This window comes from Marinobacter sp. L-46, from assembly GCF_056859535.1.
The window spans coordinates 94,561-119,375 of the sequence record NZ_JBSXOP010000076.1; the positions used below are offsets into that span (position 1 = coordinate 94,561).

The 24,815-nt window shown below is 60.9% G+C and carries 26 protein-coding genes; 18 read left to right on the forward strand and 8 right to left on the reverse strand.

Annotated features, from left to right (window positions below; genetic code table 11):
• Nucleotide 1 precedes the first annotated feature (1 nt).
• From AC13DJ_RS12985 to AC13DJ_RS13005, 5 genes are all read left to right on the forward strand, one after another.
• Nucleotides 2-1,315, forward strand: a complete 1,314-nt coding sequence (locus AC13DJ_RS12985; protein WP_474540431.1) for a hypothetical protein — start codon at nt 2-4, stop codon at nt 1,313-1,315.
• Nucleotides 1,316-1,386: 71 nt separating this feature from the next.
• A complete protein-coding gene (locus tag AC13DJ_RS12990) occupies nt 1,387-1,836 on the forward strand; it encodes a DUF4124 domain-containing protein (RefSeq protein WP_022988576.1) in 450 nt (149 codons plus the stop codon).
• 108 nt (nt 1,837-1,944) lie between these two features.
• Nucleotides 1,945-2,202 (forward strand): HP1242/YdcH family protein, encoded by a 258-nt coding sequence (locus AC13DJ_RS12995; protein WP_022988575.1) that lies wholly within the window; start codon nt 1,945-1,947, stop codon nt 2,200-2,202.
• Nucleotides 2,203-2,267: 65 nt separating this feature from the next.
• Complete coding sequence (locus AC13DJ_RS13000) at nt 2,268-2,705, forward strand: YtoQ family protein (RefSeq protein ID WP_022988574.1); 438 nt, start codon at nt 2,268-2,270, stop codon at nt 2,703-2,705.
• 52 nt (nt 2,706-2,757) lie between these two features.
• Nucleotides 2,758-3,648: a DNA ligase gene (locus tag AC13DJ_RS13005; protein WP_482933283.1), complete on the forward strand. Its 891-nt coding sequence runs from the start codon at nt 2,758-2,760 to the stop codon at nt 3,646-3,648.
• Here AC13DJ_RS13005 and AC13DJ_RS13010 read toward each other — a convergent pair.
• On the reverse strand, nt 3,645-4,238 hold the full coding sequence (locus tag AC13DJ_RS13010; RefSeq protein ID WP_058342051.1) for an ATP-dependent zinc protease family protein: 594 nt from the start codon (nt 4,236-4,238) through the stop codon (nt 3,645-3,647). The two genes, AC13DJ_RS13005 and AC13DJ_RS13010, sit on opposite strands and share 4 nt — an antisense overlap.
• Nucleotides 4,239-4,463: 225 nt before the next feature.
• Between AC13DJ_RS13010 and AC13DJ_RS13015 the strand changes: the two genes are divergently transcribed.
• The 3 genes from AC13DJ_RS13015 to AC13DJ_RS13025 all read left to right on the forward strand — a co-directional run bounded on the left by AC13DJ_RS13015 (nt 4,464) and on the right by AC13DJ_RS13025 (nt 6,375).
• Nucleotides 4,464-5,375, forward strand: a complete 912-nt coding sequence (locus AC13DJ_RS13015; RefSeq protein ID WP_058342451.1) for an esterase/lipase family protein — start codon at nt 4,464-4,466, stop codon at nt 5,373-5,375.
• Nucleotides 5,372-5,677 carry a hypothetical protein gene (locus AC13DJ_RS13020; protein ID WP_199457124.1) on the forward strand — a complete coding sequence of 102 codons (306 nt, stop codon included), beginning with the start codon at nt 5,372-5,374 and terminating at the stop codon, nt 5,675-5,677. Before AC13DJ_RS13015 ends, AC13DJ_RS13020 begins: the two co-directional genes overlap by 4 nt.
• A gap of 119 nt (nt 5,678-5,796) precedes the next feature.
• Nucleotides 5,797-6,375, forward strand: coding sequence for a porin family protein (locus tag AC13DJ_RS13025; protein WP_058342050.1), 579 nt, complete (start codon nt 5,797-5,799; stop codon nt 6,373-6,375).
• 63 nt (nt 6,376-6,438) lie between these two features.
• Here the strand turns inward: AC13DJ_RS13025 and cysK are convergent, their stop codons facing one another.
• A complete protein-coding gene (gene cysK / locus AC13DJ_RS13030) occupies nt 6,439-7,410 on the reverse strand; it encodes a cysteine synthase A (protein ID WP_482933284.1) in 972 nt (323 codons plus the stop codon).
• A gap of 103 nt (nt 7,411-7,513) precedes the next feature.
• Between cysK and AC13DJ_RS13035 the strand changes: the two genes are divergently transcribed.
• Nucleotides 7,514-8,293 (forward strand): ATP-binding protein, encoded by a 780-nt coding sequence (locus AC13DJ_RS13035; RefSeq protein WP_482933285.1) that lies wholly within the window; start codon nt 7,514-7,516, stop codon nt 8,291-8,293.
• Nucleotides 8,294-8,299: 6 nt separating this feature from the next.
• Here AC13DJ_RS13035 and AC13DJ_RS13040 read toward each other — a convergent pair whose 3' ends face one another.
• Genes AC13DJ_RS13040 through pdsR form a run of 3 tightly spaced genes read right to left on the reverse strand, consistent with a single transcriptional unit; the run spans nt 8,300 to nt 12,330 of the window.
• Complete coding sequence (locus AC13DJ_RS13040; protein ID WP_273133296.1) at nt 8,300-9,607, reverse strand: DUF3422 family protein; 1,308 nt, start codon at nt 9,605-9,607, stop codon at nt 8,300-8,302.
• A gap of 14 nt (nt 9,608-9,621) precedes the next feature.
• On the reverse strand, nt 9,622-11,625 hold the full coding sequence (locus AC13DJ_RS13045; RefSeq protein WP_482933286.1) for an ATP-binding protein: 2,004 nt from the start codon (nt 11,623-11,625) through the stop codon (nt 9,622-9,624).
• Nucleotides 11,626-11,628: 3 nt separating this feature from the next.
• Entirely contained in the window at nt 11,629-12,330 is a 702-nt protein-coding gene (pdsR, locus tag AC13DJ_RS13050; protein ID WP_199457119.1) for a proteobacterial dedicated sortase system response regulator, read from the reverse strand.
• 181 nt (nt 12,331-12,511) lie between these two features.
• Between pdsR and AC13DJ_RS13055 the strand changes: the two genes are divergently transcribed.
• From AC13DJ_RS13055 to AC13DJ_RS13075, 5 genes are all read left to right on the forward strand, one after another.
• Nucleotides 12,512-14,665 carry a marine proteobacterial sortase target protein gene (locus AC13DJ_RS13055; RefSeq protein WP_482933287.1) on the forward strand — a complete coding sequence of 718 codons (2,154 nt, stop codon included), beginning with the start codon at nt 12,512-12,514 and terminating at the stop codon, nt 14,663-14,665.
• Nucleotides 14,659-15,243, forward strand: coding sequence for a class GN sortase (locus AC13DJ_RS13060; protein WP_474540422.1), 585 nt, complete (start codon nt 14,659-14,661; stop codon nt 15,241-15,243). The genes AC13DJ_RS13055 and AC13DJ_RS13060 overlap by 7 nt, the downstream gene beginning before the upstream one ends.
• A gap of 48 nt (nt 15,244-15,291) precedes the next feature.
• On the forward strand, nt 15,292-16,011 hold the full coding sequence (locus AC13DJ_RS13065; protein ID WP_474540421.1) for a lysophospholipid acyltransferase family protein: 720 nt from the start codon (nt 15,292-15,294) through the stop codon (nt 16,009-16,011).
• Nucleotides 16,012-16,074: 63 nt separating this feature from the next.
• The gene (locus tag AC13DJ_RS13070) at nt 16,075-16,317 is read left to right on the forward strand and encodes a GlsB/YeaQ/YmgE family stress response membrane protein (protein ID WP_058342042.1); all 243 of its coding nucleotides are present in this window, start codon (nt 16,075-16,077) and stop codon (nt 16,315-16,317) included.
• Nucleotide 16,318: 1 nt separating this feature from the next.
• Nucleotides 16,319-16,720 (forward strand): MAPEG family protein, encoded by a 402-nt coding sequence (locus tag AC13DJ_RS13075; RefSeq protein WP_058342041.1) that lies wholly within the window; start codon nt 16,319-16,321, stop codon nt 16,718-16,720.
• 64 nt (nt 16,721-16,784) lie between these two features.
• Here the strand turns inward: AC13DJ_RS13075 and AC13DJ_RS13080 are convergent, their stop codons facing one another.
• Complete coding sequence (locus tag AC13DJ_RS13080) at nt 16,785-17,225, reverse strand: OmpA family protein (RefSeq protein ID WP_058342040.1); 441 nt, start codon at nt 17,223-17,225, stop codon at nt 16,785-16,787.
• A 232-nt stretch (nt 17,226-17,457) separates the two neighbouring features.
• Here AC13DJ_RS13080 and AC13DJ_RS13085 point away from each other — a divergent pair, with 232 nt between their 5' ends.
• The gene (locus AC13DJ_RS13085; RefSeq protein ID WP_474540420.1) at nt 17,458-18,903 is read left to right on the forward strand and encodes a rhomboid family intramembrane serine protease; all 1,446 of its coding nucleotides are present in this window, start codon (nt 17,458-17,460) and stop codon (nt 18,901-18,903) included.
• Here the strand turns inward: AC13DJ_RS13085 and AC13DJ_RS13090 are convergent.
• Nucleotides 18,900-20,354: a hypothetical protein gene (locus AC13DJ_RS13090; protein ID WP_474540419.1), complete on the reverse strand. Its 1,455-nt coding sequence runs from the start codon at nt 20,352-20,354 to the stop codon at nt 18,900-18,902. The genes AC13DJ_RS13085 and AC13DJ_RS13090 overlap by 4 nt on opposite strands.
• An 18-nt stretch (nt 20,355-20,372) precedes the next feature.
• Nucleotides 20,373-20,573 (reverse strand): PAS domain-containing protein, encoded by a 201-nt coding sequence (locus AC13DJ_RS13095; RefSeq protein WP_081697553.1) that lies wholly within the window; start codon nt 20,571-20,573, stop codon nt 20,373-20,375.
• A 121-nt stretch (nt 20,574-20,694) separates the two neighbouring features.
• Between AC13DJ_RS13095 and acnA the strand changes: the two genes are divergently transcribed.
• The 3 genes from acnA to AC13DJ_RS13110 all read left to right on the forward strand — a co-directional run bounded on the left by acnA (nt 20,695) and on the right by AC13DJ_RS13110 (nt 24,815).
• Nucleotides 20,695-23,454, forward strand: a complete 2,760-nt coding sequence (gene acnA, locus AC13DJ_RS13100; RefSeq protein ID WP_474543824.1) for an aconitate hydratase AcnA — start codon at nt 20,695-20,697, stop codon at nt 23,452-23,454.
• Nucleotides 23,455-23,554: 100 nt separating this feature from the next.
• A complete protein-coding gene (locus AC13DJ_RS13105; protein WP_022988554.1) occupies nt 23,555-23,872 on the forward strand; it encodes a DUF2288 domain-containing protein in 318 nt (105 codons plus the stop codon).
• 34 nt (nt 23,873-23,906) lie between these two features.
• Nucleotides 23,907-24,815, forward strand: coding sequence for a LysO family transporter (locus tag AC13DJ_RS13110; RefSeq protein WP_482933288.1), 909 nt, complete (start codon nt 23,907-23,909; stop codon nt 24,813-24,815).

Sequence of the window (24,815 nt, forward strand, 5' to 3'; positions counted from 1 at the left end):
TATGACCAAAGCTAACGAGAGCCCATCACAAACTCAAACATCGCCTGAGCCCGACTGGGAAGCCGGAGTGCGCCGCACTACCCAAGAGGGGCGACTGTTGGCACTGGGTCCTGCACCTGTGGCCACCGGCGAGAGGGCGGCGGACGTCAACGCTTGGATTCGACGGAAAACCGATGGCTGGCTGGATTTACAGCATGGCAACCTGTTGTTTGGGGCCGAATTTGCGTTGATGTTTTTAAGCCTGTTTATCTTAATGATGTTGTTCGCTACGGCTATCACAGTTGATGCCTATCTTCAGGATGGGGAAATGACATGGATTCCATACAGTGTTGTGGGGGGGATGAACATGTTAATTACCGTCCCGTGGGGACTGTACATGCATTTCCTGGGCAACAAGGCGGTGAAGGAAACGCCACCAGTGAGACTGAACCGACAGCGCCGGGAAGTGGCCATGCCGCGCTGGACGGAAGGCAAGGAGTTCAAACTGCCGCTATGGAATGACACAGCTGCTGGGTTTACGTACATTGGGGTGTTGTTCACCATAGGATGGGCTCTTACCCCGTTTATGAATGAATACTCGTCTACTGAGTACAGGAATTCATTGGTTTTGGAGGGGTTGGTGTTACTGGGCATAGAGCTTTTGGTAATCGGCACGTATCTATTTTTTGCCCTCCGCCTAAAGAAAAAACACGACCCGAAACTCGTCTACAAAATCTACCCCTGGGAAAAACTGGTCGCCTACATCGAAACCCGCCAGGACATCGGCCCCAGTTTGATGGCCACACACACGGTCCTCACCCTGGCGATTCCAAAGCCAGATGACCCGGAATCGGCCCTGGCTGCTGCAAGCATCAACGTCGGCCATGAAACAGCCGGCCTGGCCCAATGGGAGTGTATTCGCCAGTTTATGGAAAATGGCCCCGAGGCCTGCCCGGATCCGAAGGAGGACGAGACTCTGGCTCACTACAAAGCCAAGTGCCGCCAGGCCCGCAAAGAGATGTCCTTGTTGCCTTGGCTGGGCAAGAAGGTGGGCGACTGGTTCTTCCAGCGTTACCTGGCCCACATCATCACCGAACGCCGCATCAAGACCCTGGCCCTGAAGAGCCTGCCAGAGGAACTGAAAGCGTGGTCCGCGCCTTTGCCTAAAGAGCAATGGGCCAAACCATCCGAGGCACTACTGAGCCTGAATCAACAGCTTGCCCGTGCTTACGAGCGTGGCCTGAAGTTTACCCAGATGGGGCCAGTGTCTGGTTGGCAAGCGGGGCGTGAGGAGAAGCAGCAACAAAAGCGAGGGAGAGGGCGTTTTCGGGCCTGAGCGTCTTATTGATCAATGGGTTTTACCCCTTCGAAAGTCGTTAAAAGCATTATTCGAAAAGGAATTCAGTTATGGCTCGCAGGCTTCTCATCCCTTTATTTCTGGTATCCCTTGGTACGTTTTCTCACGCTGCCGTCTACCAATGGACAGATGCCAATGGCCAAACCCATTTCGGCGATCGCCCACCGGCGCAGGCGAGTTCCAGTGAAGTACGCGTGAATGCTGCCCCTGCACAGGCCGATACTGCCGCCCGTGAGCGGCATCAGAAAATGACGGAGTTCGTGAACCAGCAACAGCAGGAGCGGGAGGCGAGACAAGCGGCAGAAGCGAAGGCCCGGATGCAGGCCGAGCGACAATCAGAGGCCTGCCGTAAGCTTCACGCCCGCCTGAAGCATATGGAAAGTATCTCCACCTTCTACAACCTCAATGATAAAGGGGAGCGGGTGTTTGTCTCCGAAGAACAGAACCTGCAGATACGAGACCGGTTCCGGGCCAGTGTGCGCGAAAAATGCGGTGGCTAATCGCATCTTACGGCCGATGGCCATCGGGTTGACGTTGATCAAGAGCGCTCTCAGGCGATAGGCATACAGTGAACTCAGGCACCAACAAAACTCAGGAGAACACCAGGAATGACCATCGAAAAGCATGATCTGTTGCACGAGCTTCCCGAGTCCAAGGAAGCCATTCACCAACTGAAAACCAGCAACAGCCACTTTGCCAAGCTGTTTGACGAGTACCATGATCTCGACCACGAGGTTCACCGCATCGAAACCGGTGTTGAGAACACATCAGACGAGTATCTGGAAGAGCAGAAGAAAAAACGCCTGCACCTGAAGGATCAGCTTTACACCATGATTCGTGAGCATGAGGCTTCCGTCGCGGGCTGATACCTACATTATAGCCGGCCGGTAGGTTAGACTGGCCGGCTTTAATTCAGCTTAAGGAGCCCAAAATGATCTGGACCGTATACCTTTCCGGCGAAATCCACACCGACTGGCGTGAGCAGATTGCTGCGGGTGCCGAGGCGGCCGGCCTGCCGGTTGAGTTCACCTCTGCCAATACCGACCACGAATCCAGCGACGCTGCGGGCGATTTCCTGGGCAAGCCGGAGAGCAACTTCTGGCGTGATCACCAGTCTTCCAAGGTGAACGCCATCCGCACCAAAACCCTGATTGAACAGTGCGACCTGGCGGTTATCCGCTTTGGCGACAAATACAAGCAGTGGAACGCGGCTTTCGATGCCGGCTACTGCGCCGCCATGGGCACGCCTTACATTACCCTGCATGATGAAGACATCGTGCACCCGCTCAAGGAAGTAGATGCAGCTGCCATGGCCTGGGCACAAACGCCGGAGCAGGTGGTTGAGCTGCTGAAGTATGTAACGGCCTGAGCAAAGAGTTTTTCGGAATACCATCAACAGGATGTAAAAAGGGCAAAGGAACATGCCACTCTTCACGACCGGCAGTGTCAGGGCAGCAGCCCTGGCACTCAGCCTGCTTTTTCTTTCGTTACTTGCCACTTATCCGCCTCAGGCTAATGCGGGGCCTCCGGCCATTCCCCTGGCGAATGTCTATCACCCGGGTGTAAACCTCGAGGATTACTGGGTCAGTGAAAAGCTGGACGGTGTCCGGGCTTATTGGGATGGCGAGAAGCTCTGGTCCCGGGGCGGGCATGTGTATGCGGCGCCACATTGGTTTACGGCACAGTTTCCACGGCACCCCCTGGATGGTGAACTCTGGAACGGTCGCGGGCGCTTTGCCGAGTTGTCCGGGGTGGTGCGCAAGGGGCAGCCGGTGGACGAGGAATGGCGTCAGGTGAGGTTTCACGTGTTTGACCTGCCTGTTCCTGAAAAGGTGTTCGAGCAGCGTTATCGCCAGTTGAAGCAGCTGGTTGAAGGTTCTGGTTCACCGTATCTGGCCCTGGTGGTGCAGCGCCCGGTTGCCAGCCATCCTGAACTGGTGGCAGAGCTTGAACAGGTCGTGGCTGCCGGTGCGGAAGGCCTGATGCTCAAGCGCAGAAACAGCCGGTACCAGGCCGGCCGTTCAGATGATCTGCTGAAAGTGAAAACCCACGACGATGCCGAAGCTACGGTGGTTGGTCACCTGCAAGGTAAGGGCAAGTACAAGGGGCTGATGGGATCGCTGGAAGTGGAGTTGGCCAATGGCCGCCGCTTTCGTATTGGCTCCGGATTCAGTGATGTTGAGCGACACAATCCGCCGACTGTTGGCACGGTGATCACCTTCCGCTACCGGGGCTTCACGGCCACCGGCTTGCCCAGGTTTGCCAGCTTTCTGCGCGTGCGAAATGATGAGCCGGAGGTGAGCCCCGATTAGGGCTCTACCGCCTTGCTGCTCTCGGCGAGCTCTTCCAGTGTGCTGTATTCACATTCCTGTTCGGCAACAAAGCTTCTGGCGGAATCGGTCAGGATGTTGTCATCCCGCATAAACCGGCGGCCCAGCAGTACCGGGTAGGCGAACTTGCCCCGGTCGGTGAGGGAAAACTGGGTTTCGTGCATCTTGCCGGCGATGCAGAATTCCATTTTCACCACATGCCGGCGCTGGGAGGGTGCACCTTTGCGCTTGATCAGCACCGTGCGGTAAACCGGCCGCTCGAATTCCAGGATCACTTCGTCGTGTTCCAGTTCACCCTCACTGGGCTGGTCTTCGTGATCGCCCAGCGGGAGCTGGAAGCGCACCCATTCCTCGTTGTCTTTCTCGAAAGATTCCACGTTCACCGCATGCAGGGACGAGGTCTTGGCGCCGGTGTCCAGGCGCGCCTTCAGCCGGATGCCGGTTTCGCCCATCACCACCCATTCAATGAAACCGAGCACCTCCGGTTCGGCAGAGCTTTCTGGTTGGGGCTCGGCAAGGGCCGGGCTGGCTGAGAACAACAGGCTGGTCAGGGCGATAATGGCAAATCGCATAGGCTACTTCCTCTGGCTGCTCAGTGGACAACAGGCGCGCACGGCCGGTTTGGGTGATACGGGCACAAAGACTAGCAGGATCAGGTGTCTGTCGCCCTTTCGGGCAGATTACCAAACGTTGAGCCACGGCGCTCCGGTTTGCCCCGGGGCCGCATTCTGGCCTGAAAATGGCCAGTGCAAAGCACCGCCAAGGGCGTACACTGGAAGGATACACGGGAGATAACCATGGTGTCTGTTCCTTCCGCTGGGCGAGTCCAGCAACACATTTCAGCCATTGCCAGCGGCTTTCTGGGTGACTGGCTGGAGCACCGGGGCAACGCACTAGCGGTGCCGATGACGGTGTTTGCCGACGGCGAGCCACTGGATCTGCTGAACCCCCGGCCCGCTGCGCCGGGCAGTGTGTTGTGCCTGTCCATCCATGGTTTGATGGAGCTGGAATCGGTATGGGATTTTCCGGGCCAGCCAGGCGAGCACTATGGCTCCCGGCTGGCTGAACGGTTAGGGAATGCCTCGGCACTCAAGCTCCGTTTCAATTCCGGCCGTCCTATCTATCGCAATGGCCAGGACCTGGCCGCGCTGCTGGAGCGGCTGGTCAGCAACTGGCCGGTACCGGTAACACGCCTTGTCCTGCTTGGCCACAGTATGGGCGGCCTGCTGATTCGCAGTGCCTGTCATTACGGGGCGGAAAATGATGATAGCTGGGTCCGGCTGAACCCGGACTGCGTGTACATCGGCTCGCCCCACGACGGTTCCTGGCTGGCAGTCGGTGCCCACAAGGCCGCCGGCTGGCTCAACCGGGTGCCCCGGGATTACCTGAAGGTGGTGGGCGAGGTGATCGACCTGCGCAGTGAAGGCATTCGCAACCTGTCACGGGGCGAGGTGTTTGAACCGGGCACGGCGCACCAGCCGCTGTTAGCCGGCGCCCGGCATTATGTGATCAGCGGCCTGCTGGCCAGGGGTGAAGAGCACCTGGTGAATGCCTTGTTTGGCGATGCGCTGGTGCATGAGGCCAGCGCCCGGGGTGCCAGGCAGCCGGGCTGGCAGCTGACCGGCACAGCGAATTTTCCGGGGGTGGATCACATCCGCCTGGCCCATCATTCAGCCGTAGCACGGCAACTTGAGGAGTGGCTGGTATGAAACTAACCCATAGCAATGCCCATTGGTGGCTCGGCGTGGCAGACCTGCTGGCCCATGGCGTGCAACACGGAGCGGTCAAGCTGCAACGGATTCACCTTTCGGTGGCGGATGAGAGCTTTCGGGTGCTGGAAGCCATTCCCGCAACCCGGCACAGCAGTCGCATCGTGCGTGTCTGCCACCACGAAATATCCCGCCTGAGCTATACCGGCGTGTCGCTGGCCGGGCGGGCAGCCGCCGGGCTGGCAGCCAGGGCCGCTGCGGGGCATGCCCGGAAACATGACCTGAATGTGAATAATCCTTAGTACGGTTTTAACCCAAAACGCGAAATTTCCCCGGTAGGGTAGGTTCACGCAATCGGGAACGAGTCGTCCCGGTTGTTCGTTTCGACGAATGGAAACCTGACCACAGAGGAAAACGCGTTATGAGCTACAAAGCCAGTTTTGCGTGTGCCACCGTTCTGAGTGCTGCTGTATTCACCGCCCCGGCCGTCTGGGCGCAGGACAGCGTCAGCCGTGATCAATCCGGCCCCTACATCAGCGGTAGCTACGGGGGCTACAAGTCCCACGGTGGCGAGTTCGAGGATGAGAACGACTTGCTGGGTGCTGCCTTGGGTTACCAGTTCAACGAATTCTTCGCCCTGGAGGCCGAGTACATCGATTTCGGCAACTTCGGTGATGACGAGGTAGAGGGCAAGCTTAAAGGTGCCGGCCTGAGTGCCATTGGCCGCCTGCCGCTGACCAACAGTTTCGGTGTGTATGCCAAGGCAGGTGCCTTTGCCTCGGCGTTTGATGTAGACGCTTTCGATGAAAGTGAAACCTACGATGAAGTAAACCCGTATGTCGGTGCCGGTGTGGATTTCCGGGTGACCGAGCAGCTGACAGCGTTCGCCGAATACAACCGCTACAACGTGGATATCGATGAAGACGACTTCAACGGCCAGGTGACTAATGACGGCCCGGACTTCGATACTGGCCGGGTGGGCCTGAAGTTCCAGTTCTGAGCCGCCTGAAACCAACAAGCGCAGCCCGGCGAGGCTGCGCTTGTTGAGTTTAAGGGACCTGGATTACTGCTGGTTTTCCAGCTCACCAAAGGTGTCGGCAAACAGCGCCGTAGACAGGTAGCGCTCGGCGGAATCCGGCAGGATCACCACAATGTTCTTGCCCTGGTGCTCCGGCTGTTTGCTTACCCGGACGGCTGCCGCTACTGCAGCTCCGCAGGAGATGCCGCACAGAATCCCTTCTTCTTTCATCATCCGGTGTGCCATGGCCATGGCGTCTTCGTTGCTGATGGCTTCAACCTGGTCCACCAGGTCCATATCCAGGTTGCCCGGAATAAAGCCGGCGCCGATGCCCTGGATTTTATGGGGGGCCGGTTTGGGGTCCTGGCCGTTGCGCACCTGGGTGATGATGGGGGAGTCGGTCGGCTCCACGGCTACGGTGGTCACAGCCTTGCCCTTGGTCTGTTTGAGGTAACGGGAAACCCCGGTCAGGGTGCCACCGGTGCCTACTCCGGCAACAAAGATGTCCACTTCGCCGTCAGTGTCGTTCCAGATTTCCGGGCCGGTGGTGTCTTCATGAATGCGCGGGTTGGCCGGGTTCTCGAACTGCTGGGGCAGGAAGTGGTTGTCCGGGTCTGCCGCCACCAGTTCTTCCGCCTTGGCAATGGCGCCGGCCATGCCCTTGGCGGGTTCGGTCAGTACCAGGTCGGCACCCAGGGCTTTCAGCACCTTGCGGCGTTCCAGGCTCATGGAGGCAGGCATGGTCAGTACCAGCTTGTAACCCCGGGCGGCTGCCACGTAGGCCAGGGCAATACCAGTGTTGCCGCTGGTGGGCTCAACGATAGTCATGCCGGGCTTCAGAACGCCGCGTTTTTCCGCATCCCAGATCATGGCGGCGCCAATGCGGCACTTGACGGAATAGGCCGGGTTGCGGCCTTCAATCTTGGCCCAGATGGTGGCGCCGTCGTTCACCCGGTTCAGCCTTACCAAGGGGGTGTTGCCGATGGAAAGGGAATTGTCGTTATAGATGCGTGCCATGGTTTGCTCCTGGTGTCTGATAAGATCTGCAGATCCTACCCCTACAGGTCTGGCCAAGGCCAGACTGTGAGCGGGCATATTCAGAACCAAACGGAGTAAGGTTATGAACGAAACCCCCTTCGACTGGGCACAGAGTCCGGCTGCGGTCTGGCGTCGCCACCGTTCGGGCCTGCGGGCCATTCGCCGGCTGGACCCGATCAGCTGGGACGATCTCACCGGCATCGCGCGACAAAAACAGGCCCTGGCCCGCAATACCGAGCGTTTTCTGGCCGGTGAGCCGTCCAACAACGCACTGCTCTGGGGCTCCCGGGGTACCGGCAAGTCGTCTCTGGTTAAAGCCCTGCTGAACCGATACCGGGACCGGGGGCTGCGGATGATCGAGGTGGACAAGGACGACCTGGTGAACCTGCCGGAAATTGTCGATGACATCTGCGACCTGCCGTATCGGTTTGTGATCTTCTGCGATGACCTGTCGTTCGATGTGGGGGAGTCCGGTTACAAGGCGCTGAAGAGCGTGCTGGAAGGCTCGCTGGAGTTACCGCCGGAGAATGTGCGGGTGTATGCCACCTCCAACCGCCGGCACCTGATGCCGGAGTTCATGAGCGACAATGTGAAAAGCGAAGTGCGGGATGGTGAGCTGCATCCGGCAGAAGCCATTGAGGAACAGGTGTCGCTGGCCGACCGCTTCGGCTTGCAGCTGTCGTTCTATCCCTTCTCCCAGGATATCTACCTGCAGGCGGTGGATGCCCTGTTCCCGCAAGTGGCAGACCGGGAACAGCTGCATATCGAAGCGCTGCGCTTTGCCACCGGCAAGGGCGTGCGCAACGGCCGCACCGCCCAGCAGTTTTTCCGCCAGTTTGCCGGCGACCCCCGGTTCACCTGAGGCCGGCTACTGCCGGCGGGCCATCTTGATAAACCGGTGGTGAATCATGCGGATGCCGATGAACACCAGCACCATCACCACCGGAATGGCAACGCCCAGCACCAGCGAGTGATTAAAGGCTACGCCGGCCTCGCGCAGGGTATCCAGTGCCAGCTTCAGCAGGCCGATCAGGTAGTAGGAAATGGCCACCACCGAGAAGCCTTCCACGGTGTGCTGCATCATCAGCTGGATGCGCGAGCGCCGGTCCATGGAGCTGAGCAGTTGCTGGTTCTGGCTCTGGATGGCCAGTTCCACCCGGGTGCGCATCATGTCCGAGGCCCGGTCTACCCGGCGCGACAGGTCTTCCAGACGTTCACCCACGGCCTCACAGGTTTTCACCGCCGGGGTCAGCCGCCGGGTCATGAACTCGGTGAGGGTGAGGTGGCCGGACACTTCGTCTTCCCGCAGCTCTTCCAGCCGGGTCAGTACCAGCCGGTGGTAGGCCCGGGTGGCGGAAAAACGGAAGGTGGAATGGGCCCGGAACGCTTCAATGCGCGAGGCAATGTTGGTCAGCTCCGCCAGGATGCTTTGTTCGTCCAGGGTTTCGTTATCGGCCAGTGACTGGGTGATGTTCACCAGTTGCTGGTCCATATCGTTCAGGGCCGGGGTGATTTCCCGGGCCAGGGGCAGGGCCAGCAGCGACATCAGCCGGTAGGTTTCGATTTCCATCAGGCGCTGCACCAACCGGCCCAGTTGGCTGTCTGACATGCTGTGGTTAAGCACCATAAACCGCCCGAACTGGTCGCTGTGCAACTGGAAGGTGCCCAGAATCCGCGCCGCCCCTTCCTGCGGACTGCTGCCCACCAGGCGCATGCCTTCAAAGTGTTTGCGCATGAACGCCAGCTCGTTGCGGGCGCTTTCAGACGATGGCCGTACTTCCACATGGAAGGCCCCTACCACCGTGCCTTCGAGTTCGTTCAGCCAGCCGTCCGGCAGCAGGCTGATGCCGGTTTCGGCAAACGGATCGGCATCGGAGTCCCGCAGGTTGGTGAAGGTGTAGGTGGTGAACTCCATGTGCACTTCCCGGCGGATGCGCAGCGGGCCGAAATCCTGTTCGTAGCAACTTACTTCCTGTTCCGGCCAGTGTTCGCCCAGCAACCGGTGCAGGTTCTGCAGGTGGCGGAACTGACTTTGCCGCTGGGCCGGGGTGGTCAGCAGGGCGATCTGGGTAACCCGGGCGCGTGAAGGCAGCACCTGGAACGGGCGGGAATGGAGTTCCTGGTACAGATCGGCCCGGAGCGGGTGGAAATCCAGGGAACGTGGCTGGGAGGTCACGGAGCTGTCCTTGGTTATGCTGGTTGTACAGGGATGATAACGCGGAAGCACACGCCGTCAATTCCGTTATGGTGCTGGTTGAAGGCTTCCACCTTACCACCATGGTAGTCGGCAATCAGTCGGACAATCAGCAGACCCTGGCCCAGGTGGCCTTCGGCCTTGCCTTCCCGTCGGGTGACAAAGGCACCGAAGATATCCACACCGGCGGTTTCCGGCAGCTGTGAGCCTTCGTTGAAGACATCCAGCTGGTAGTGGTCCGTTCGATGTTGCAGGCGTACCTCGATGTTGCCCTGTTCCGGGGTGAAATCCCGGGCGTTATCCACCAGCTTGTCGAGCATTTGCACCAGCATTTCCGGGTTGCCCAGCAGGAGGCAGCCATTGGGCGGCCCCTGATAGTGAATCCGGTGCCGGTCATCCAGCTGTTGGTAGGCAGCACAGGCCTGGCTGGCGACCTCGGCCAGGTCAAAGGGTTCTTTGTCGGCCTGGTCAAAGCTCTGTTCCAGCCGGGCCGCTTCGCTCATGCTGGTGAGGATGCGGCGCAGGCGCTCGGTGGCGGCGGAAGCCCGCTCCAGGTATTCCCGGCGCTCGGTTTCCGACTGGCTGTGGGCGAGGTTCTCCAGCGAGGAGCGCACCACGGCCACCGGGGTTTTCAGCTCGTGGGACAGCCGGCGGGAAAAACTTTCCAGGTATCGGTTATAGCTTTGCAGGCGGTCGACCATCTGGCCGAAGTGCTGCTGCAACTGGCCCAGCTCATCGCCGGATCTTGGCACAGGCACCGGGCCGAGGATGCGGCCGTCGTCATCCACGCTGGCACTCACCAGCCGCTGCAGGCGGGTAATGCGCCATGACAGCCAGCTGGCATAGCCCAGCAACACCAGTGTCAGCGCCAGAATGATCAACAGGGAGCGGGCCAGTACACTGCCCAGAGCCGAGCCGGATACGCTCAGCAATTGGTCCAGGGATTGCTCCAGCAGCATGGAGCGGCCGTCGAACAACGGGTGGGCGGTGGCCAGCCACAGGGAGTCGTCCGGGTGTTTCACCAGCCCGTTGTCGGGCACCTGGCGGGTGTTCAGCTGGAAGTCGGTGCCGGCCAGGACTGCTGGCTCCGGTTGATACCAGCGCACCAGGGCGCGCAGACCGTTGAGGGTCAGGGTGTCCAGAATCTGCCCGGGCGACAGGTTCTCGAAGTCGGTGCTATTCCGGCCCTCCCGGCTGACGCCGGCGGTTATCCAGCCGGCGGGCTCGGTGATGGTGACCTGCTGTCCGGGGCCCAGTTGCCGGCCCAGGGCTCGTTCCAGAACCCGGTGAGGATAGATCAGTGCCGGCAGCGGCTCGGTCCCGGTGCCGGCCAGGCTTGCCCCGGTGTCGCTGCGGGCCACCCGAAATCCCAGACGGCTGCCCTGGGCGGGCAGGGGCATTCGCACTTCCAGCTGCCAGCTGTTGGTGCGGATACGCCAGTTGGCATGGACCCGGTAGTCCCACTGTTCCGGCTTGCTGGCGGTGGTGGCCCGCACTTCATCCGGTTTGATTTGCCAGATGCGGGGGCCGGCGGGTTGTTCCAGCTCGCTGGCGGGGGCCTGCAGCCAGAGTTCGAAGCGATCATAGGGTTGCTCCGGCCGGGCCGGATTGAAGGGGGGCAACGGGTGATGCTGAATGTCGGCCAGCAGGTACAGGTAACGATCATCCGCCGCTGCCTGCCAGCGCAATTGTGGCTCGCCCGGGCGGGTTGCGGCGCTTTGCCAGGGTTGCCGGTGGTCCTGGTCTTCATAGCTGGGCCAGACAAAGGTGTCGCCTGGCGTCTGCACGGGGCGGGCATACACCACCGGGTCGGCGCCAATGGCCGGTTGCCCCAGCAGCAGGTCGTCGGCCAGTTCGGTCAGCCGGGTGCTCTGGGTTTGCAGCTGCTGCAGGGTTTGCTGGCGCAGGGCCGCGTCCAGCTCCAGCACAAAACTGAGGCCGGCCCAGGGGATCAGCAGCATCAGCAGGCTGGCAAGGAACAGCTGGCGCTTCAGGCTCAAGGGTTACACCTCACGGGCATTCCAGCGGTAGCCCATGCCGTAGGCGGTCTGGATGCCATCAAAGGTTTCGTCCAGCTGAATAAATTTGCGCCGGATGCGTTTGATGTGGGATGTCACTGTGTTGTCGTCCAGCACAGTGCTGGCGGCTTCCATCAGCTGGTCCCGGGTGCGGACATGGCCGGGGTGCTGGACCAGTGCGTGCAGCATCCAGAATTCGGTCACCGTCAGGTCCACCGGCTGGTCGTTCCAGGCTACCGTCATGCGGTCTACATTCATGGTCATCCGGCCCCGGTGAATCACTTCGTCCGGCTTTTGCAGGGCTTCGGCCCAGGCCTCGGCCCGGCGCAGCAGGGCGGTGATGCGGGCCAGCAGGTGGTCCAGGCTCATGTCCTTGGTTACGTAGTCGTCGGCGCCCAGGCGCAGGCCGTGTACCGAGTCGATGTCGCTGTCCCGGGCGGTCAGGAAAATAATCGGTAGGGTGGCCGACAGGGCCCGCAAATCCTGGCACAGGGTAAAGCCGCCTTCGGGTTCGTCGCCCAGGCCCACATCGATAATAGCCAGGTCCGGCAGGCTCTGGCGCAGCACCTGCCAGGCGGAGGGCCGGTCACCGTAGGCGGATACCCGGTAGCCCCGGCGTTCAAACGCGGCCCGGTAGTTGTCGCGGATACCGGCTTCGTCTTCTATCAGAACAATGTGTTTTTTCATGGCTGTGTGTTTCACCGGAATGTGTAGCCATTAAACCACGCTCAAGGGCTGGTACAAGTTGTGCTGGCCTGATTGCCATAATTCATCATTTTTTGTCGCCGGCCTGCCCGTTTCTGCCACGGCGGCGCCCGTTCCGGCTGTTGCAATGGCATCACCAACTTCCACTAAAAAGGATGCCGTGATGATGTTGCTATCGCTGCTTGCCAACCCGGCCGTCCGGGCCGACCTTTATCCGCAAACGACCCGCACCATTCGCCCTTTGATCAGTAAACGCCGCTGGCTGCGCTGTGCCGAAGGTGTGAGCCTGTGGCTGGCGGTTCTGCTGATGCTGTTTGTCCATCCGCTGTATGCCGAGGCCAGTGACCGGCAAGCCGGGCAAGCTGAGGAAGCCGGCCAGCTTTACCTGGTCGACAGCCAGGGCAACCGGCAGCAGTCGGCACTGGTTCTGGACAGTGAGTTTCAGGTGCGGGTGTCCGGCCTGCTGGCGGAGACCACGCTTACCCGGGAATTCCGCAATACCAGTGATTCATGGCACGAAGGCATTTTCGTGTTTCCGTTACCGGAGCGGGCCGCTGTGTTCGGGTTGACCATGACCGTGGGTGAGCGCCGGATAGTCGGGCGCATCGAGCCCCGGGCCAAGGCCCGGGAAACCTACGACAAAGCGAAGTCTGCCGGCCAGCACGCCGCCACGCTGGAGCAGCAGCGCCCCAATCTGTTTACCAGCCGGGTGGCCAATATCCCGCCCGGTGAAACCGTCCGGGTGGAGGTTCGCTACCAGCAACCGGTGAGCTATCGCCACGGCGAGTTCGAGTTGCGCCTGCCCACCACGCTCACGCCCCGTTACATGCCGGGTGAATCACTTATCGAGACAGCAACGCAGTGGCAGGCGGGCTGGGCCACGGCCACCACGCAAGTGCCGGATGCTGCGGAGATCAGCCCGTTCACGGTGCGGGCGGCTGATGTAGATGAGCGCAGCCACCGGGCCCGGATTGAGCTGGCCATCGACAGTGGATTCCCGCTGGCCGGGGTAACCAGCCCCAGTCACAGCCTGGTGACCGAGGCCGACGGCGGCCGGGTGGTGGTGCGCCCGGAAGCCCGGGAAGTGCTGATGGATCGTGACCTGATTGTACGCTGGCGGCCGTTAACCGGCCGGGAACCGGCTGCGGCGGTGTTTCACCAGCAGTGGCAGGGTGAGGATTTTCTGATGGCGATGATATTGCCCCCGGACGCCACCGGCCCGGTGTTGCGCCGGGAGCTGTTGTTTGTGATTGATACCTCCGGGTCCATGGCAGGAGAGTCCATTGTCCAGGCCCGTTCAGCGCTGCTGAAAGGACTGGATAGCCTGCGCCCGGGGGACTATTTCAACGTTATTCAGTTCAATTCCCAGGCCCACAGCCTGTTTGCCCGCCCGGTGCCGGCCGAGGGCCATTACCTGGCCCGCGCGAGGCAGTATGTGGAAGGCCTGAATGCCAACGGCGGCACGGAAATGGCCGGGGCGCTGTCACTGGCGATGGCGATGGAACAAGCGCCGGAAGAAGGACTGGTGCAGCAGATGGTGTTTATCACCGACGGTGCCGTAGGCAATGAATCGGCGTTGTTCGAGCGGATTCGTACCGGCCTTGATGAACGAAGGTTGTTCACGGTGGGCATCGGCTCGGCCCCTAATATGCACTTTCTGCGCGAAGCGGCCCGCTGGGGCCGTGGCGAGTTCACCGCGATACACAATACCGGTGAGGTGAATCGCGCCCTGAACGGGCTGTTTGCGGCCATGGAAGCCCCGGTGATGAGTGATCTGACCGTGCGCTGGCCCACCGGTGGCAATCCGGTGGAAACGGTGCCGGCCAGGCCCGGAGACCTGTTTCAGGGTAGCCCGCTGGTGCAGGTGGTACGCGGTGTGCCCGCCGGTGGTGAGCTGGAGGTCTCTGGCCGCTTGCCCGGCGGCCGGCCCTGGAACACCCGGCTTGATCTGGGCAATGCCGCCCCGGCCAGCGGCCTGAACCGCCAGTGGGCCCGGGGCCGGATAGACGAGCTGATGGATGCCGCCCGCCTGCAGGGTGAGGCACCGGATGAGCCGGCGATCGTGGCGTTGTCGATGCAGCACGGGGTGATGTCGCCGTTCACCGGTTTTGTGGCGGTCGAGGAGCAACCGGCCCGGCCGGCGGACGAGAAGCTGGACACCGAGGCGGTTCCCACCTTGCTGCCAGCGGGTAGCCGGGAGGGCATGTTGCGGTACCCGCAAACCGCCACCGCCTGGCCGTTGCTGGCGGCACTGGGCCTGTCCGGGTTGATGCTGGCGCTGGCCATGTTACTGCTGAACCGGAGGCCGACATGGTGAACCGTCTGTTATTGCTGTTGTTTGGTGCCTCCGCCACCGTATTGATGTTTGGCTTGTGGATTCCCTTCAAGGCGCTGGTAGCCCAGGAGCTGCTGGCACTGGCCTGGGCCGAAACCCAGGCGCGGCAAGTGGAAGCCCGGCCCTGGCCCTGGGCCGATACCTGGCCGGTGGCCAAGCTGGAGTTGCCGGAGCTGGGGGTGTCGATGATTGTGCTGGAGGGCCTGCACGGAGAAAGCCTGGCGTTTGGCCCGGGGCGGATGGTCGCCGGGGAGCAGGGGCCGGTGATTCTGGCTGGCCACCGGGATACCCATTTCCGGCCCCTGGAGTACATTGAGCCGGGCCACCGGGTGCAGCTGCAGGGCCAGGACCAGCAGTGGCAGCAGTACCAGGTAACCAGAACCCGGGTGGTGGACAGCAGAACAGAGTCCATCGATACCAGCACCTTCGGCCCGGATACCCTGCTGCTGGTAACCTGTTACCCGTTTGATGCGCTTGATGCCAACGGCCCGCTGCGTTTCGTGGTGGAGGCAAAACCGGTTAACAGGCCGGTACAAAAGGATACTGTTGCCGCCCTCTGATTTTGGCGTACACTTGTGCGCCAAAATTTCGAGTAACGGTAGAGCTGTATGGCAGTCGCAAGAAAAATCCTGGCCTGGCTGAGTGTTCCGCTGATTTGCATGCTGGCCCTGATTGGCTACATCGCACGGCCTTTCAACCCGGATAACAACCGTTTGCTGGCATGGACACTGGCCCGTGTGGGGCGCTGTCTGCTGGGTATGAAGCGCCCTTTGTATGGCGCCGAAAACATGCCGCAAGACCGGCCCACGGTAATCATCGCCAACCACCAGCAGAACGATGACCTGTTCGTGGTGGGCGACCTGCTACCGCCGCGCACTGTGGCGGTGGGCAAGTCCTCACTGGTGTGGTTGCCGTTCTTCGGCCAGGTGTTCTGGCTCGGCGGCAACATCATCCTCAATCGCGGCCGATCCCATAAAGCCGTGGCAGCCATGCAGGCTACCAGTGATGCTATCCGCAAAGACCGCAAAAGCATCTGGGTGTTTCCTGAAGGCACCCGTAGCCGTGGCCGGGGGCTGGGCAGCTTCAAAAAAGGCGCTTTCCACACGGCCATTGCCGCCGGAGCCCCCATCACCATGGTGTGTGCCGGCGAGTATCACGGCCAAACCCGTGGCTGGGCCGGCCGCCGGAAACCGGTGCCGGTACATATCCTGCCGCCGGTAGAAACCACTGGCCTGACCCGTGACGATGTGCCGGAGCTGATGGCCCGGTGTCACCAGCAAATGGCAGACGCCATCACAGCCCTCGGCCACCGCCCCGGAACTGCTTGAATGCCTGCCCGAAACAGGGCAGTCTTCTGGCAGGATTGAACACCACATAAGGGGAGTGGATAAATGAGCTTTATCTGGTTTCTGATTATTGGTGGCCTGGCCGGCTGGCTGGCAGGCCTGATCATGAAGGGCAAAGGCTTCGGCGTATTGGCCAATATCGGTATCGGTATTGTCGGCTCGGTGATTGGCGGTGTGCTGTTCAGCATGCTGGGCCTGGCGGTAAAGAGCATGGTCGGTGAGCTGGTGACAGCCACGGTAGGTGCGGTGTTACTGCTGGCCGTGGTCAACAAGATCAAGCAGGGCTGACATGATCGTACCCGTAACCGCAGTATTCGCGGCCGTTATCGGCCTGTTGTTGCTGGTGCTCTCGGGCCAGGTGGTGAAATACCGGCTCAAGTACCGCATGGGTCTGGGGGTGAATGACGACCCGGAGTTTGAAGCGGCGGTGCGCGCCCACGCCAACCTGGTGGAATACGCGCCGGTTGGCCTGATCATGCTGGCCATTGCCGAGTTGAACGGTGTCGCCAGCGGCCTGGTCTACTGGACAGGCATGGCATTAGTGGTCGGGCGAATCCTGCATGCCTGGGGCATGATCAACGGCAAGGGTGGTCCCCACAAAGCCCGAATGATCGGTATTCTGCTGACGTGGCTGGCGATCCTGGTGGCGGCGTTGTTGCTGCTGTGGAATGTCTGGCAGGTATACGGCTGATCCGGATAGCTGTCTAAGGAACGGGGCCCTCGAGGCCCCGTTTCTGTTTACAGCGCCGGACGGTTCAGAGGGCCTGGGCCATATCCACGGTAAGATACTCCAGTTCCACCCGCCGGTTGGCTGCGTGGTCTTCCGGCCGGGTCAGGGGGCGTTCGGCGCCCCAGGTGGTCATCAGGATAGCACTTTGCGGCACGCCCTCCTGAATCAGCAACCGGGCTACGGCGTTGGCACGCAGCCTCGCCAGGAAGCGGTTGTACTCGGGTGAACCAAAGTTGTCGGTATGGCCGTGGATTCTGACCCGTACACCGGGGTGGTTTTTCAGGTAGGCGGCATGCTGGCGCATAATGGCAGCATCGCCGGCGTCAGGCACATGTTTGTTAAAGCCATAATGGAACCGGGTGCGGTGAGGGCGGCCGGCTTCTGTCCCCAGCGAATCTGCCATTACACCGGAGAGCAGGGCGGCCCGGGCGAGCATTTCGGGGTTGTCCAGAACGAGTACGGTCATGTGCAGTATCCTTGAGTCCAGTGTCAGGTTCTTCTTGTTATTGCCGTTTCACTATTCAGTTATAGAGCAATAACAACAATTGGTTAATGGTCGATAGCCCCTGACGGGGTTGTTGGTCACCGATTGAATGGCATTTGTGTGACCTGGTGATGACATTACACCGCGAAAAGAAGGCCCCGCTGTGGTAAAAAACAGCTTTTCAGGGACAGATTATGATGAATTGTGACCGCCCATGCTGATTATCCCCGCCGAGAACGCCATCAACTGGAAACGCCCACCCTGGGTAACCCTGGGCCTGATGATGGCCTGCATCATGGTGTTCCTGTTCTATCAGGGAGCAGACGACCGCAAGCTGGACGCAGCCATCGAGCAGTACCTCGATGGCAACCTGCTGGCACTGGAAGCCCCCGCCTACGAAGACTACCTGCAGCGGGAAATCCGCTTCGAAGGCGACCAGCAAAGTGTGCTGGAGCTTCAGGAATTCCAGGCCCTGAGGGAGCAGGATGAACAAGGCTGGCAGGCGGTTACCCTGCTGTTTGACCGGGATTATTACCAGTACCTGCAAGACAACCGGGACCTGATCTGGTCGGTGGCCGAGCGCAACCAGTGGTCCGAGCAGCGCGGTGCCATTGAGGAGCAGTGGATCAGCCGCATGAGCGCCTTCCAGTTGGGGCTGGTGCCGTCTGACTTGTCGCTGTATACCCTGATCACCTACCAGTTCCTGCACGGGGGCTGGGGCCACATCATCGGCAACCTGCTGTTTCTGTTCCTGCTCGGGTTTACCGTGGAGCGGGCGCTGGGCCCGGGCAAATTCCTGGTGGCCTACCTGGTGTGCGGCGCCCTGTCCGGGTTGGTATTCACCGGGTTTTCCATGGGCAGCCAGATCCCGCTGGTGGGCGCATCCGGTTCCATATCCGGGCTGATGGGTATGTATGTGGCCATCTATGGCCTGCAGAAAATCCGGTTTTTCTACTTCCTGGGTGTGTACTTCAACTATTTCCGGGCGCCCGCCATTGCCATGCTGCCGGTGTGGCTGGGAAAGGAGATCTACGATTACTGGTTTGCCGGGGCCACCGGTATTGCCTACATGGCCCACGCCGGCGGCCTGCTGGCGGGGGCTGCCCTGGTCTGGCTGTTGGGCAAGAGCTGGTTGCAGGTAAAAGAAGAGTTCTTCGAGCCGGAACCGGAGCAGCAAGACGAGCAGTTTACCCGAGGGTATGCCCAGGCCATGGCCAGTGTTGGCCGCATGGAATTCGACCTGGCCCGGCGCCAGTTCGAGGCTTTAAGGGAAAACTATCCCGACAGAACGGTATTGCTGGAGCACCTGTACCAGCTGGCCAAGTTGCGCCCGGACCTGCCGGAATACCGGGACCTGGCCCGAACCCTGATGGCCGATGCCATGAACCGGCGGCAGCCAGAACAGATGCTGGAAGTCTGGAACGAGTACCTCAGCAAGGGCGAAGCCCATCACCCGCTGGCGGTGGAAGACCATAACCGGGTGCTGTTCACCAGCCTGAAAAACCACGACCTGAAAGCCGCTGAAAAGGCCTTCGAACGCATGCGCCTGAAGGCTGAGCCGGATATGGTGCAGGAAGCCTGCCGGTTACTGCTGGCCGAGTTTGAAAAGCTGCAGATGGAACCCAAGGCCCGGCATTACCGGCAGTTGTTAAGGGGCTAGTCCGGCACCTGAAAGCTCGCCTTCGGCCCTTTCAAAGGCTGCCGGTTGCGGGCCTGTTCCAGCCACACCTCAATATCCTGGTGCACCGGATGGCCGGCGCATCGCTTCTGGATAAACGCCAGGAAGGCGCTGGCCTTCTCCCATTGCTGAAGGCCATTGGCCAGGGCCTGGGCCACAATCAGGTAGGCGGGTGCCAGCTGGTCACTGTTCGGGAAGCGTTTGTGGAAGTCCTGCAGCAGGCGGATAGCCGTTTTCGGGTGGCCCCGGTGATACAGGGTGGTGGCACAGGTTACTGCCAGTTCCGGGTCTTCGAGCTTGAAGCCGGGCTCCAGCGTTTGCAGGGTTTCTACCAGCCGGTTCAGCCCGTCACCATCCTGTCGCGCGGCCAGCCAGGCCATGATTCTGGGGTGGAACCGGTACAGCTCCCGGGTATCGTTCCGGGCGGTCAGCAGCTGGTATAGCTGGCCAATGCGCACCGGGTTATCCCGGTCATTCTTCAGGGCTTCCAGCAGCATGCTGTGTACCCGGTCGTAGTTGCCGTCTTTCAGGTTCATGTCCAGGTCGGCATCAAACCGGCTGCTGCGATCCCGCTGGTGGTTTTCGGTTATACCTTCCCCATCCTGCAGGTCCGAGGTAAAGCCCAGCTCCTCCTGGTACTGAAACAGCAGGTAGCCAAGCATGTGAAACAGGATCAGGGTGAAGGTACTGTTCAGGAAACCGGCCAGTGGTTGCGCTACCCACATGGGGAAGTGGTTAACGGCAAAGTCCTGGGCTGCGCCGGAGGCCAGGGTCAGCAGAATCAGGTAGCCATACAGCAGGAAGTAGGGGGTGCCGATTCGGGAGATCAGCACCGCCAGGTTCATGGGGTTTACTGCGGCACCCACCGACTGCTCCATGGCCAGCACCATGATGCTGGCGGGCAGGGCCAGTACGGCAAAGGCCAGTGCCAGCATCATCAGGATCGGCCCGCCGATCATGGCGGCGGCGCCCACCAGGCCGCCCATCAGCACAAACACCAGTAGCTGCAGAATCACGATGTTGAACCCGCTGCCGGTAAAGGCGACGGCCACGGGTGGCGGTTTGAGGTGGCCTTCGGCGGTGTGGTTGATCACCGCGTAGGTGTACTTGAACAGCGCCAGTGCCAGCACAATCCAGATCAGCACGCCGAACAGGTTGGGTGGTGCAATCAGGGGCACCAGGGTGCAGATGGCGATGACGATCAGCGGATCGGTATGGAACGGGTAGCGGAAAAACGCGCCTACCCGTTGCCAGAAAGGGACCACTTCGGTGGCGGCGCCCAGATAACGCATGGCCTTGCTGCAGCGGGGGCAAAGGGCCCGGCGCTGCCGGGTGTCGGCATCGGGCATACAGCGGGTGCAATAATGCATTTGGCATTCACCGCAATGCCACTTGGCAGGCTCGCCCGGGTGGTAATGACAATCGTGCTTCACGGAGAGGATCCTGGTCCGTCAGAAAACAGGCGCTAATGATGACAGAACTGGCAGGGGGTCGCAGCCATTGTGTTCACACTGCGGGATTCCGGTGCCCCGCAGCTCGTCCGGGCTATACCCGGTTGTTGCGCAGAAGGCCGGGTTGGCATAGAGAATCCGGTGTTGGGCGTCGGTGACCAGTATAGAGCTGAACGACAACTCGGTTGCCGCGCGCAACAACGCAAGTGACTATTCACCAAGGAAATGTCGAACATTCATCGTCGCCGGTTGAAGTCTCACTTATCGGTGCAATAGTTAGTGGATAGAGTGTTACCAGACAAACTCCACGAGGAGGCAACGTATGTCGAACACATCACCAAGCAAAGACAGCCTGAATACCCTCTCCACCCTGAGCGCGGGTGGCAAGACGTACCACTACTATAGCCTGCCCAAGGCAGCAGACACCCTGGGCGATCTCAACCGCCTGCCGTTCTCCCTGAAAGTGCTGATGGAGAACCTGCTGCGCAACGAAGACGACACCACGGTCGACCGTTCCCACATCGATGCCATGGTGCAGTGGCTGAAAGACCGGGGCTCCGACACGGAAATCCAGTTCCGCCCGGCCCGGGTGCTGATGCAGGACTTCACCGGGGTGCCCGGGGTGGTGGACCTGGCCGCCATGCGCGAGGCGGTGAAGCAGGCGGGTAAAGACCCGGCCCTGATCAACCCGCTGTCGCCGGTGGACCTGGTCATCGACCACTCGGTGATGGTGGACAAGTACGGCAATCCGTCTGCCTTCAAAGACAACGTTGCCATCGAGATGGAGCGCAACCAGGAACGCTACGAATTCCTGCGTTGGGGCCAGCAGGCCTTTGACAACTTCCGGGTGGTGCCACCGGGGACTGGCATCTGCCACCAGGTGAATCTGGAATATCTGGGCAAAACGGTGTGGCAGAAGGAGGTGGACGGTAAAACCATCGCCTACCCGGACACGCTGGTGGGCACCGATTCCCACACCACCATGATCAACGGCCTGGGCATACTCGGCTGGGGTGTGGGCGGCATCGAAGCGGAAGCCGCCATGCTCGGCCAGCCGGTCTCCATGCTGATTCCGGAGGTGATCGGTTTCAAGATCACCGGCAAGCTGCGTGAAGGCATTACCGCCACCGACCTGGTGCTGACCGTGGTGGAAATGCTGCGCAAGAAAGGCGTGGTGGGCAAGTTCGTGGAATTCTATGGCGACGGCCTTAAAGACATGCCGGTAGCCGACCGGGCCACCATCGCCAATATGGCGCCGGAATATGGTGCTACCTGCGGCTTCTTCCCGGTGGATGACCAGACCATCACCTACATGCGCCTGACCGGCCGCGATGAGGAACTGCTGGAACTGGTCGAGAACTACGCCAGGGCCCAGGGCCTGTGGCGAGAACCAGGCCATGAGCCGGCGTACACCGACACCCTGGAACTGGACATGGGCGATGTCGAGGCCAGCCTGGCCGGCCCGAAGCGGCCCCAGGACCGGGTAGCCCTGAAGAACATGAAGGCTTCCTTCGAGTTGCTGATGGAAACTGCTGAAGGCCCGGCGAAAACCCAGGAAGGCAAGCTGGAATCAGAAGGCGGCCAGACTGCAGTGGGGGTGGATAACAGCTACGAACACCCGGCCAGTCAGCCGCTGGAAATGAACGGCGAAAAGTGCCGGCTGGACCCGGGTGCCGTGGTGATTGCTGCCATTACCTCCTGCACCAATACCTCCAACCCGAGCGTGATGATGGCCGCCGGCCTGATCGCCCGGAAGGCGGTGGAGAAGGGCCTGAGCACCAAGCCCTGGGTGAAAACTTCTCTGGCGCCGGGCTCAAAGGTGGTCACCGACTACCTGAAAGTGGCCGGCTTGCAGGACGACCTGGACAAGCTCGGTTTCAACCTGGTGGGTTACGGCTGCACCACCTGCATCGGTAACTCCGGCCCATTGCCGGATGCCGTGGAAAAGGCCATTACCGATGGCGACATTACCGTAGCCTCGGTGCTGTCCGGCAACCGCAACTTTGAAGGCCGGGTGCATCCGCTGGTGAAAACCAACTGGCTGGCTTCGCCGCCCCTGGTGGTGGCCTATGCCCTGGCGGGCAACGTAAGGCTGGATCTGACCAAAGACCCGCTGGGCACCGACAAAGACGGCAACCCGGTGTACCTGAACGACCTCTGGCCCAGCCAGGCGGAAATTGCCGAAGCGGTCGAGAAGGTCAAAACCGACATGTTCCGCAAGGAATACGGCGAGGTGTTCGAAGGTGACGACATCTGGAAGTCCATCAAGGTGCCGGAGAGCAAGGTGTACGAGTGGAGCGACAAATCCACCTACATCCAGCATCCGCCCTTCTTCGAAGGCATGGGCGAGCAGCCCGAGCCCATCGAGAACATCAAGGATGCCAACATCCTGGCCCTGCTGGGGGATTCGGTGACCACAGACCACATCTCCCCGGCCGGTTCCTTCAAGCCGGACACTCCTGCCGGTAAATACCTGCAGGAACACGGTGTAGAGCCGAAAGACTTCAACTCCTACGGCTCCCGCCGGGGCAACCACGAGGTGATGATGCGCGGCACCTTTGCCAACGTGCGCATCCGCAACGAGATGCTCGACGGCGTGGAAGGTGGCTTCACCAGATTCGTGCCCACCGGCGAACAGATGGCCATCTACGATGCCGCCATGAAGTACCAGGAAAGCGGCACCCCGCTTGTGGTGATTGCCGGCAAGGAATACGGCACCGGCTCGAGCCGTGACTGGGCGGCGAAAGGTACCCGCCTGCTTGGCGTCAAGGCCGTGGTGGCGGAAAGCTACGAGCGGATCCACCGCTCCAACCTGATCGGCATGGGCGTGATGCCCCTGCAGTTCCCGGAGGGCGTGGACCGCAAGAGCCTGAAACTCACCGGTGAGGAAACCATCAGCATCGAAGGCCTGTCCGGCGAAATCAAGCCGGGCCAGACCCTGAAGATGACGGTGAAGTACAAGGACGGCTCCACCGAGAGCTGTGAACTCAAATCGCGGATCGACACCGCGAATGAGGCGGTGTACTTCCAGCATGGCGGTATCCTGCACTATGTGGTGCGGGAGATGCTTCGCACCGCCTGATGCCATCCTGCGGGGCCAGCCCGGCTGGCCCCGTGTCCTGCCCCGCATTTTCAGGTAAGCTGGCGGCCTTTTCTTAATCCCTGAATGAAGACAAGGTGCCATGGCTGACTCCCCACGCGACGACATCAAAGCCAAACTCAACCTCGAAACCTCCCGAATCCACTGGCACGAGCTGCAAACCTACTACGCCCGCGGGCAAGTTGTGCGGGTTGCACCGGAGCTGGACTTGCTGGATGTGGCCGCAGAACTGACCGCCGACAACAAGGCGCAGTTCGAACAGTGGATGACCTCCGGGCAGGTGGGTGAAGTGGCACCGGACCTGGCGCGCGGCTGGTATGACCGCAACGCGGAACTCTGGGCCGTGGTCATTGCGCCCTGGGTACTGGTGCAGGATCGTTCGGGCGCCAGCCTGCACTGATCCTTTCCCTTAGCCGTTCTTTTCCGAGGTTGCCATGCTCACCGGCGCTTTGCTGATTCTTGCCCCATTATTTCTGGGTTTTGCCTTTGCCCTGTCCAATCGCCGGTTGATGACGGTGATCCACTACACCGTGGAAGGGCTGGTGTATTTCATTCTGGCCCTTCTGGGCCTGAGCCTCGGGCAGATGGAAGGGCTGCTGGGGCAACTGGGCACCATGGCGGGACAGGTCAGCGCGCTGGTGCTGGTGTTACTGGTGGCGAACATGGTGGGGTTGTGGCTGTTCCACCGCTGGGCACCCCTGGATATCGGAGAGCAGGCGGGGGAAGGCCGGCCCGGTTACCGGCGCCTGTTCCTCGCGGGGTTGAAACCGTTGCTGGCGGTGCTTGTGGGTGCCTTGCTGGGTTATTTCCTGTTTCCGCAATTGCCGCTGGTGGACGATGTGGCCACAGGAGCGTTGATGCTGTTGTTGTTCCTGATCGGGCTGCAATTGCGCAATGCCGGCTTGTCCCTGCGCAAGTTGCTGATGAACCGTCAGGGGCTGGGCATTGCCCTGGCGCTGGTGGCAAGCTCCCTGGTGGCAGGCCTGGCGTTGATTCCGGTATTGCAGGTGCCCTGGCACCAGGCCCTGGCGCTGGCGTCGGGTTTCGGCTGGTATTCCCTGTCCGGCATTGTCATTGGCGATGCCCTGGGTCCGGCCTGGGGTGGCGTGGCGTTTCTGAACGACGTGCTGCGGGAAATCATTGCCCTGGCGCTGATTCCGCTGGTGATCACCGCTCGCCCGGCCATGGCCATCGGTTACGGCGGCGCCACCGCGATGGACTTTACTTTGCCGGTTATCCGCAGCAGTGGCGGCCTGGCCTGTGTGCCGGTGGCCATTGCCTCCGGTTTCCTGCTGTCGTTTCTGTCTCCGGTGTTGATGGGCGTGTTCCTGTCTTTCGGCTAA

Excerpts from the sequence above, each read along its gene's own strand:
- pdsR (WP_199457119.1), bottom strand. The coding sequence starts at position 12,330 with ATGAAAAAACACATTGTTCTGATAGAAGACGAAGCCGGTATCCGCGAC.
- cysK (WP_482933284.1), bottom strand. The coding sequence starts at position 7,410 with ATGGCACGCATCTATAACGACAATTCCCTTTCCATCGGCAACACCCCC.
- AC13DJ_RS13105 (WP_022988554.1), top strand. The coding sequence starts at position 23,555 with ATGGCTGACTCCCCACGCGACGACATCAAAGCCAAACTCAACCTCGAA.
- AC13DJ_RS13005 (WP_482933283.1), top strand. The coding sequence starts at position 2,758 with ATGCCACTCTTCACGACCGGCAGTGTCAGGGCAGCAGCCCTGGCACTC.
- AC13DJ_RS13075 (WP_058342041.1), top strand. The coding sequence starts at position 16,319 with ATGATCGTACCCGTAACCGCAGTATTCGCGGCCGTTATCGGCCTGTTG.
- AC13DJ_RS13060 (WP_474540422.1), top strand. The coding sequence starts at position 14,659 with ATGGTGAACCGTCTGTTATTGCTGTTGTTTGGTGCCTCCGCCACCGTA.
- AC13DJ_RS13055 (WP_482933287.1), top strand. The coding sequence starts at position 12,512 with ATGATGTTGCTATCGCTGCTTGCCAACCCGGCCGTCCGGGCCGACCTT.
- AC13DJ_RS13085 (WP_474540420.1), top strand. The coding sequence starts at position 17,458 with ATGCTGATTATCCCCGCCGAGAACGCCATCAACTGGAAACGCCCACCC.
- AC13DJ_RS13015 (WP_058342451.1), top strand. The coding sequence starts at position 4,464 with ATGGTGTCTGTTCCTTCCGCTGGGCGAGTCCAGCAACACATTTCAGCC.
- AC13DJ_RS13020 (WP_199457124.1), top strand. The coding sequence starts at position 5,372 with ATGAAACTAACCCATAGCAATGCCCATTGGTGGCTCGGCGTGGCAGAC.
- AC13DJ_RS13065 (WP_474540421.1), top strand. The coding sequence starts at position 15,292 with ATGGCAGTCGCAAGAAAAATCCTGGCCTGGCTGAGTGTTCCGCTGATT.
- AC13DJ_RS13025 (WP_058342050.1), top strand. The coding sequence starts at position 5,797 with ATGAGCTACAAAGCCAGTTTTGCGTGTGCCACCGTTCTGAGTGCTGCT.
- AC13DJ_RS13000 (WP_022988574.1), top strand. The coding sequence starts at position 2,268 with ATGATCTGGACCGTATACCTTTCCGGCGAAATCCACACCGACTGGCGT.
- AC13DJ_RS12995 (WP_022988575.1), top strand. The coding sequence starts at position 1,945 with ATGACCATCGAAAAGCATGATCTGTTGCACGAGCTTCCCGAGTCCAAG.
- AC13DJ_RS13110 (WP_482933288.1), top strand. The coding sequence starts at position 23,907 with ATGCTCACCGGCGCTTTGCTGATTCTTGCCCCATTATTTCTGGGTTTT.
- AC13DJ_RS13035 (WP_482933285.1), top strand. The coding sequence starts at position 7,514 with ATGAACGAAACCCCCTTCGACTGGGCACAGAGTCCGGCTGCGGTCTGG.
- acnA (WP_474543824.1), top strand. The coding sequence starts at position 20,695 with ATGTCGAACACATCACCAAGCAAAGACAGCCTGAATACCCTCTCCACC.
- AC13DJ_RS12985 (WP_474540431.1), top strand. The coding sequence starts at position 2 with ATGACCAAAGCTAACGAGAGCCCATCACAAACTCAAACATCGCCTGAG.
- AC13DJ_RS12990 (WP_022988576.1), top strand. The coding sequence starts at position 1,387 with ATGGCTCGCAGGCTTCTCATCCCTTTATTTCTGGTATCCCTTGGTACG.
- AC13DJ_RS13080 (WP_058342040.1), bottom strand. The coding sequence starts at position 17,225 with ATGACCGTACTCGTTCTGGACAACCCCGAAATGCTCGCCCGGGCCGCC.
- AC13DJ_RS13010 (WP_058342051.1), bottom strand. The coding sequence starts at position 4,238 with ATGCGATTTGCCATTATCGCCCTGACCAGCCTGTTGTTCTCAGCCAGC.
- AC13DJ_RS13070 (WP_058342042.1), top strand. The coding sequence starts at position 16,075 with ATGAGCTTTATCTGGTTTCTGATTATTGGTGGCCTGGCCGGCTGGCTG.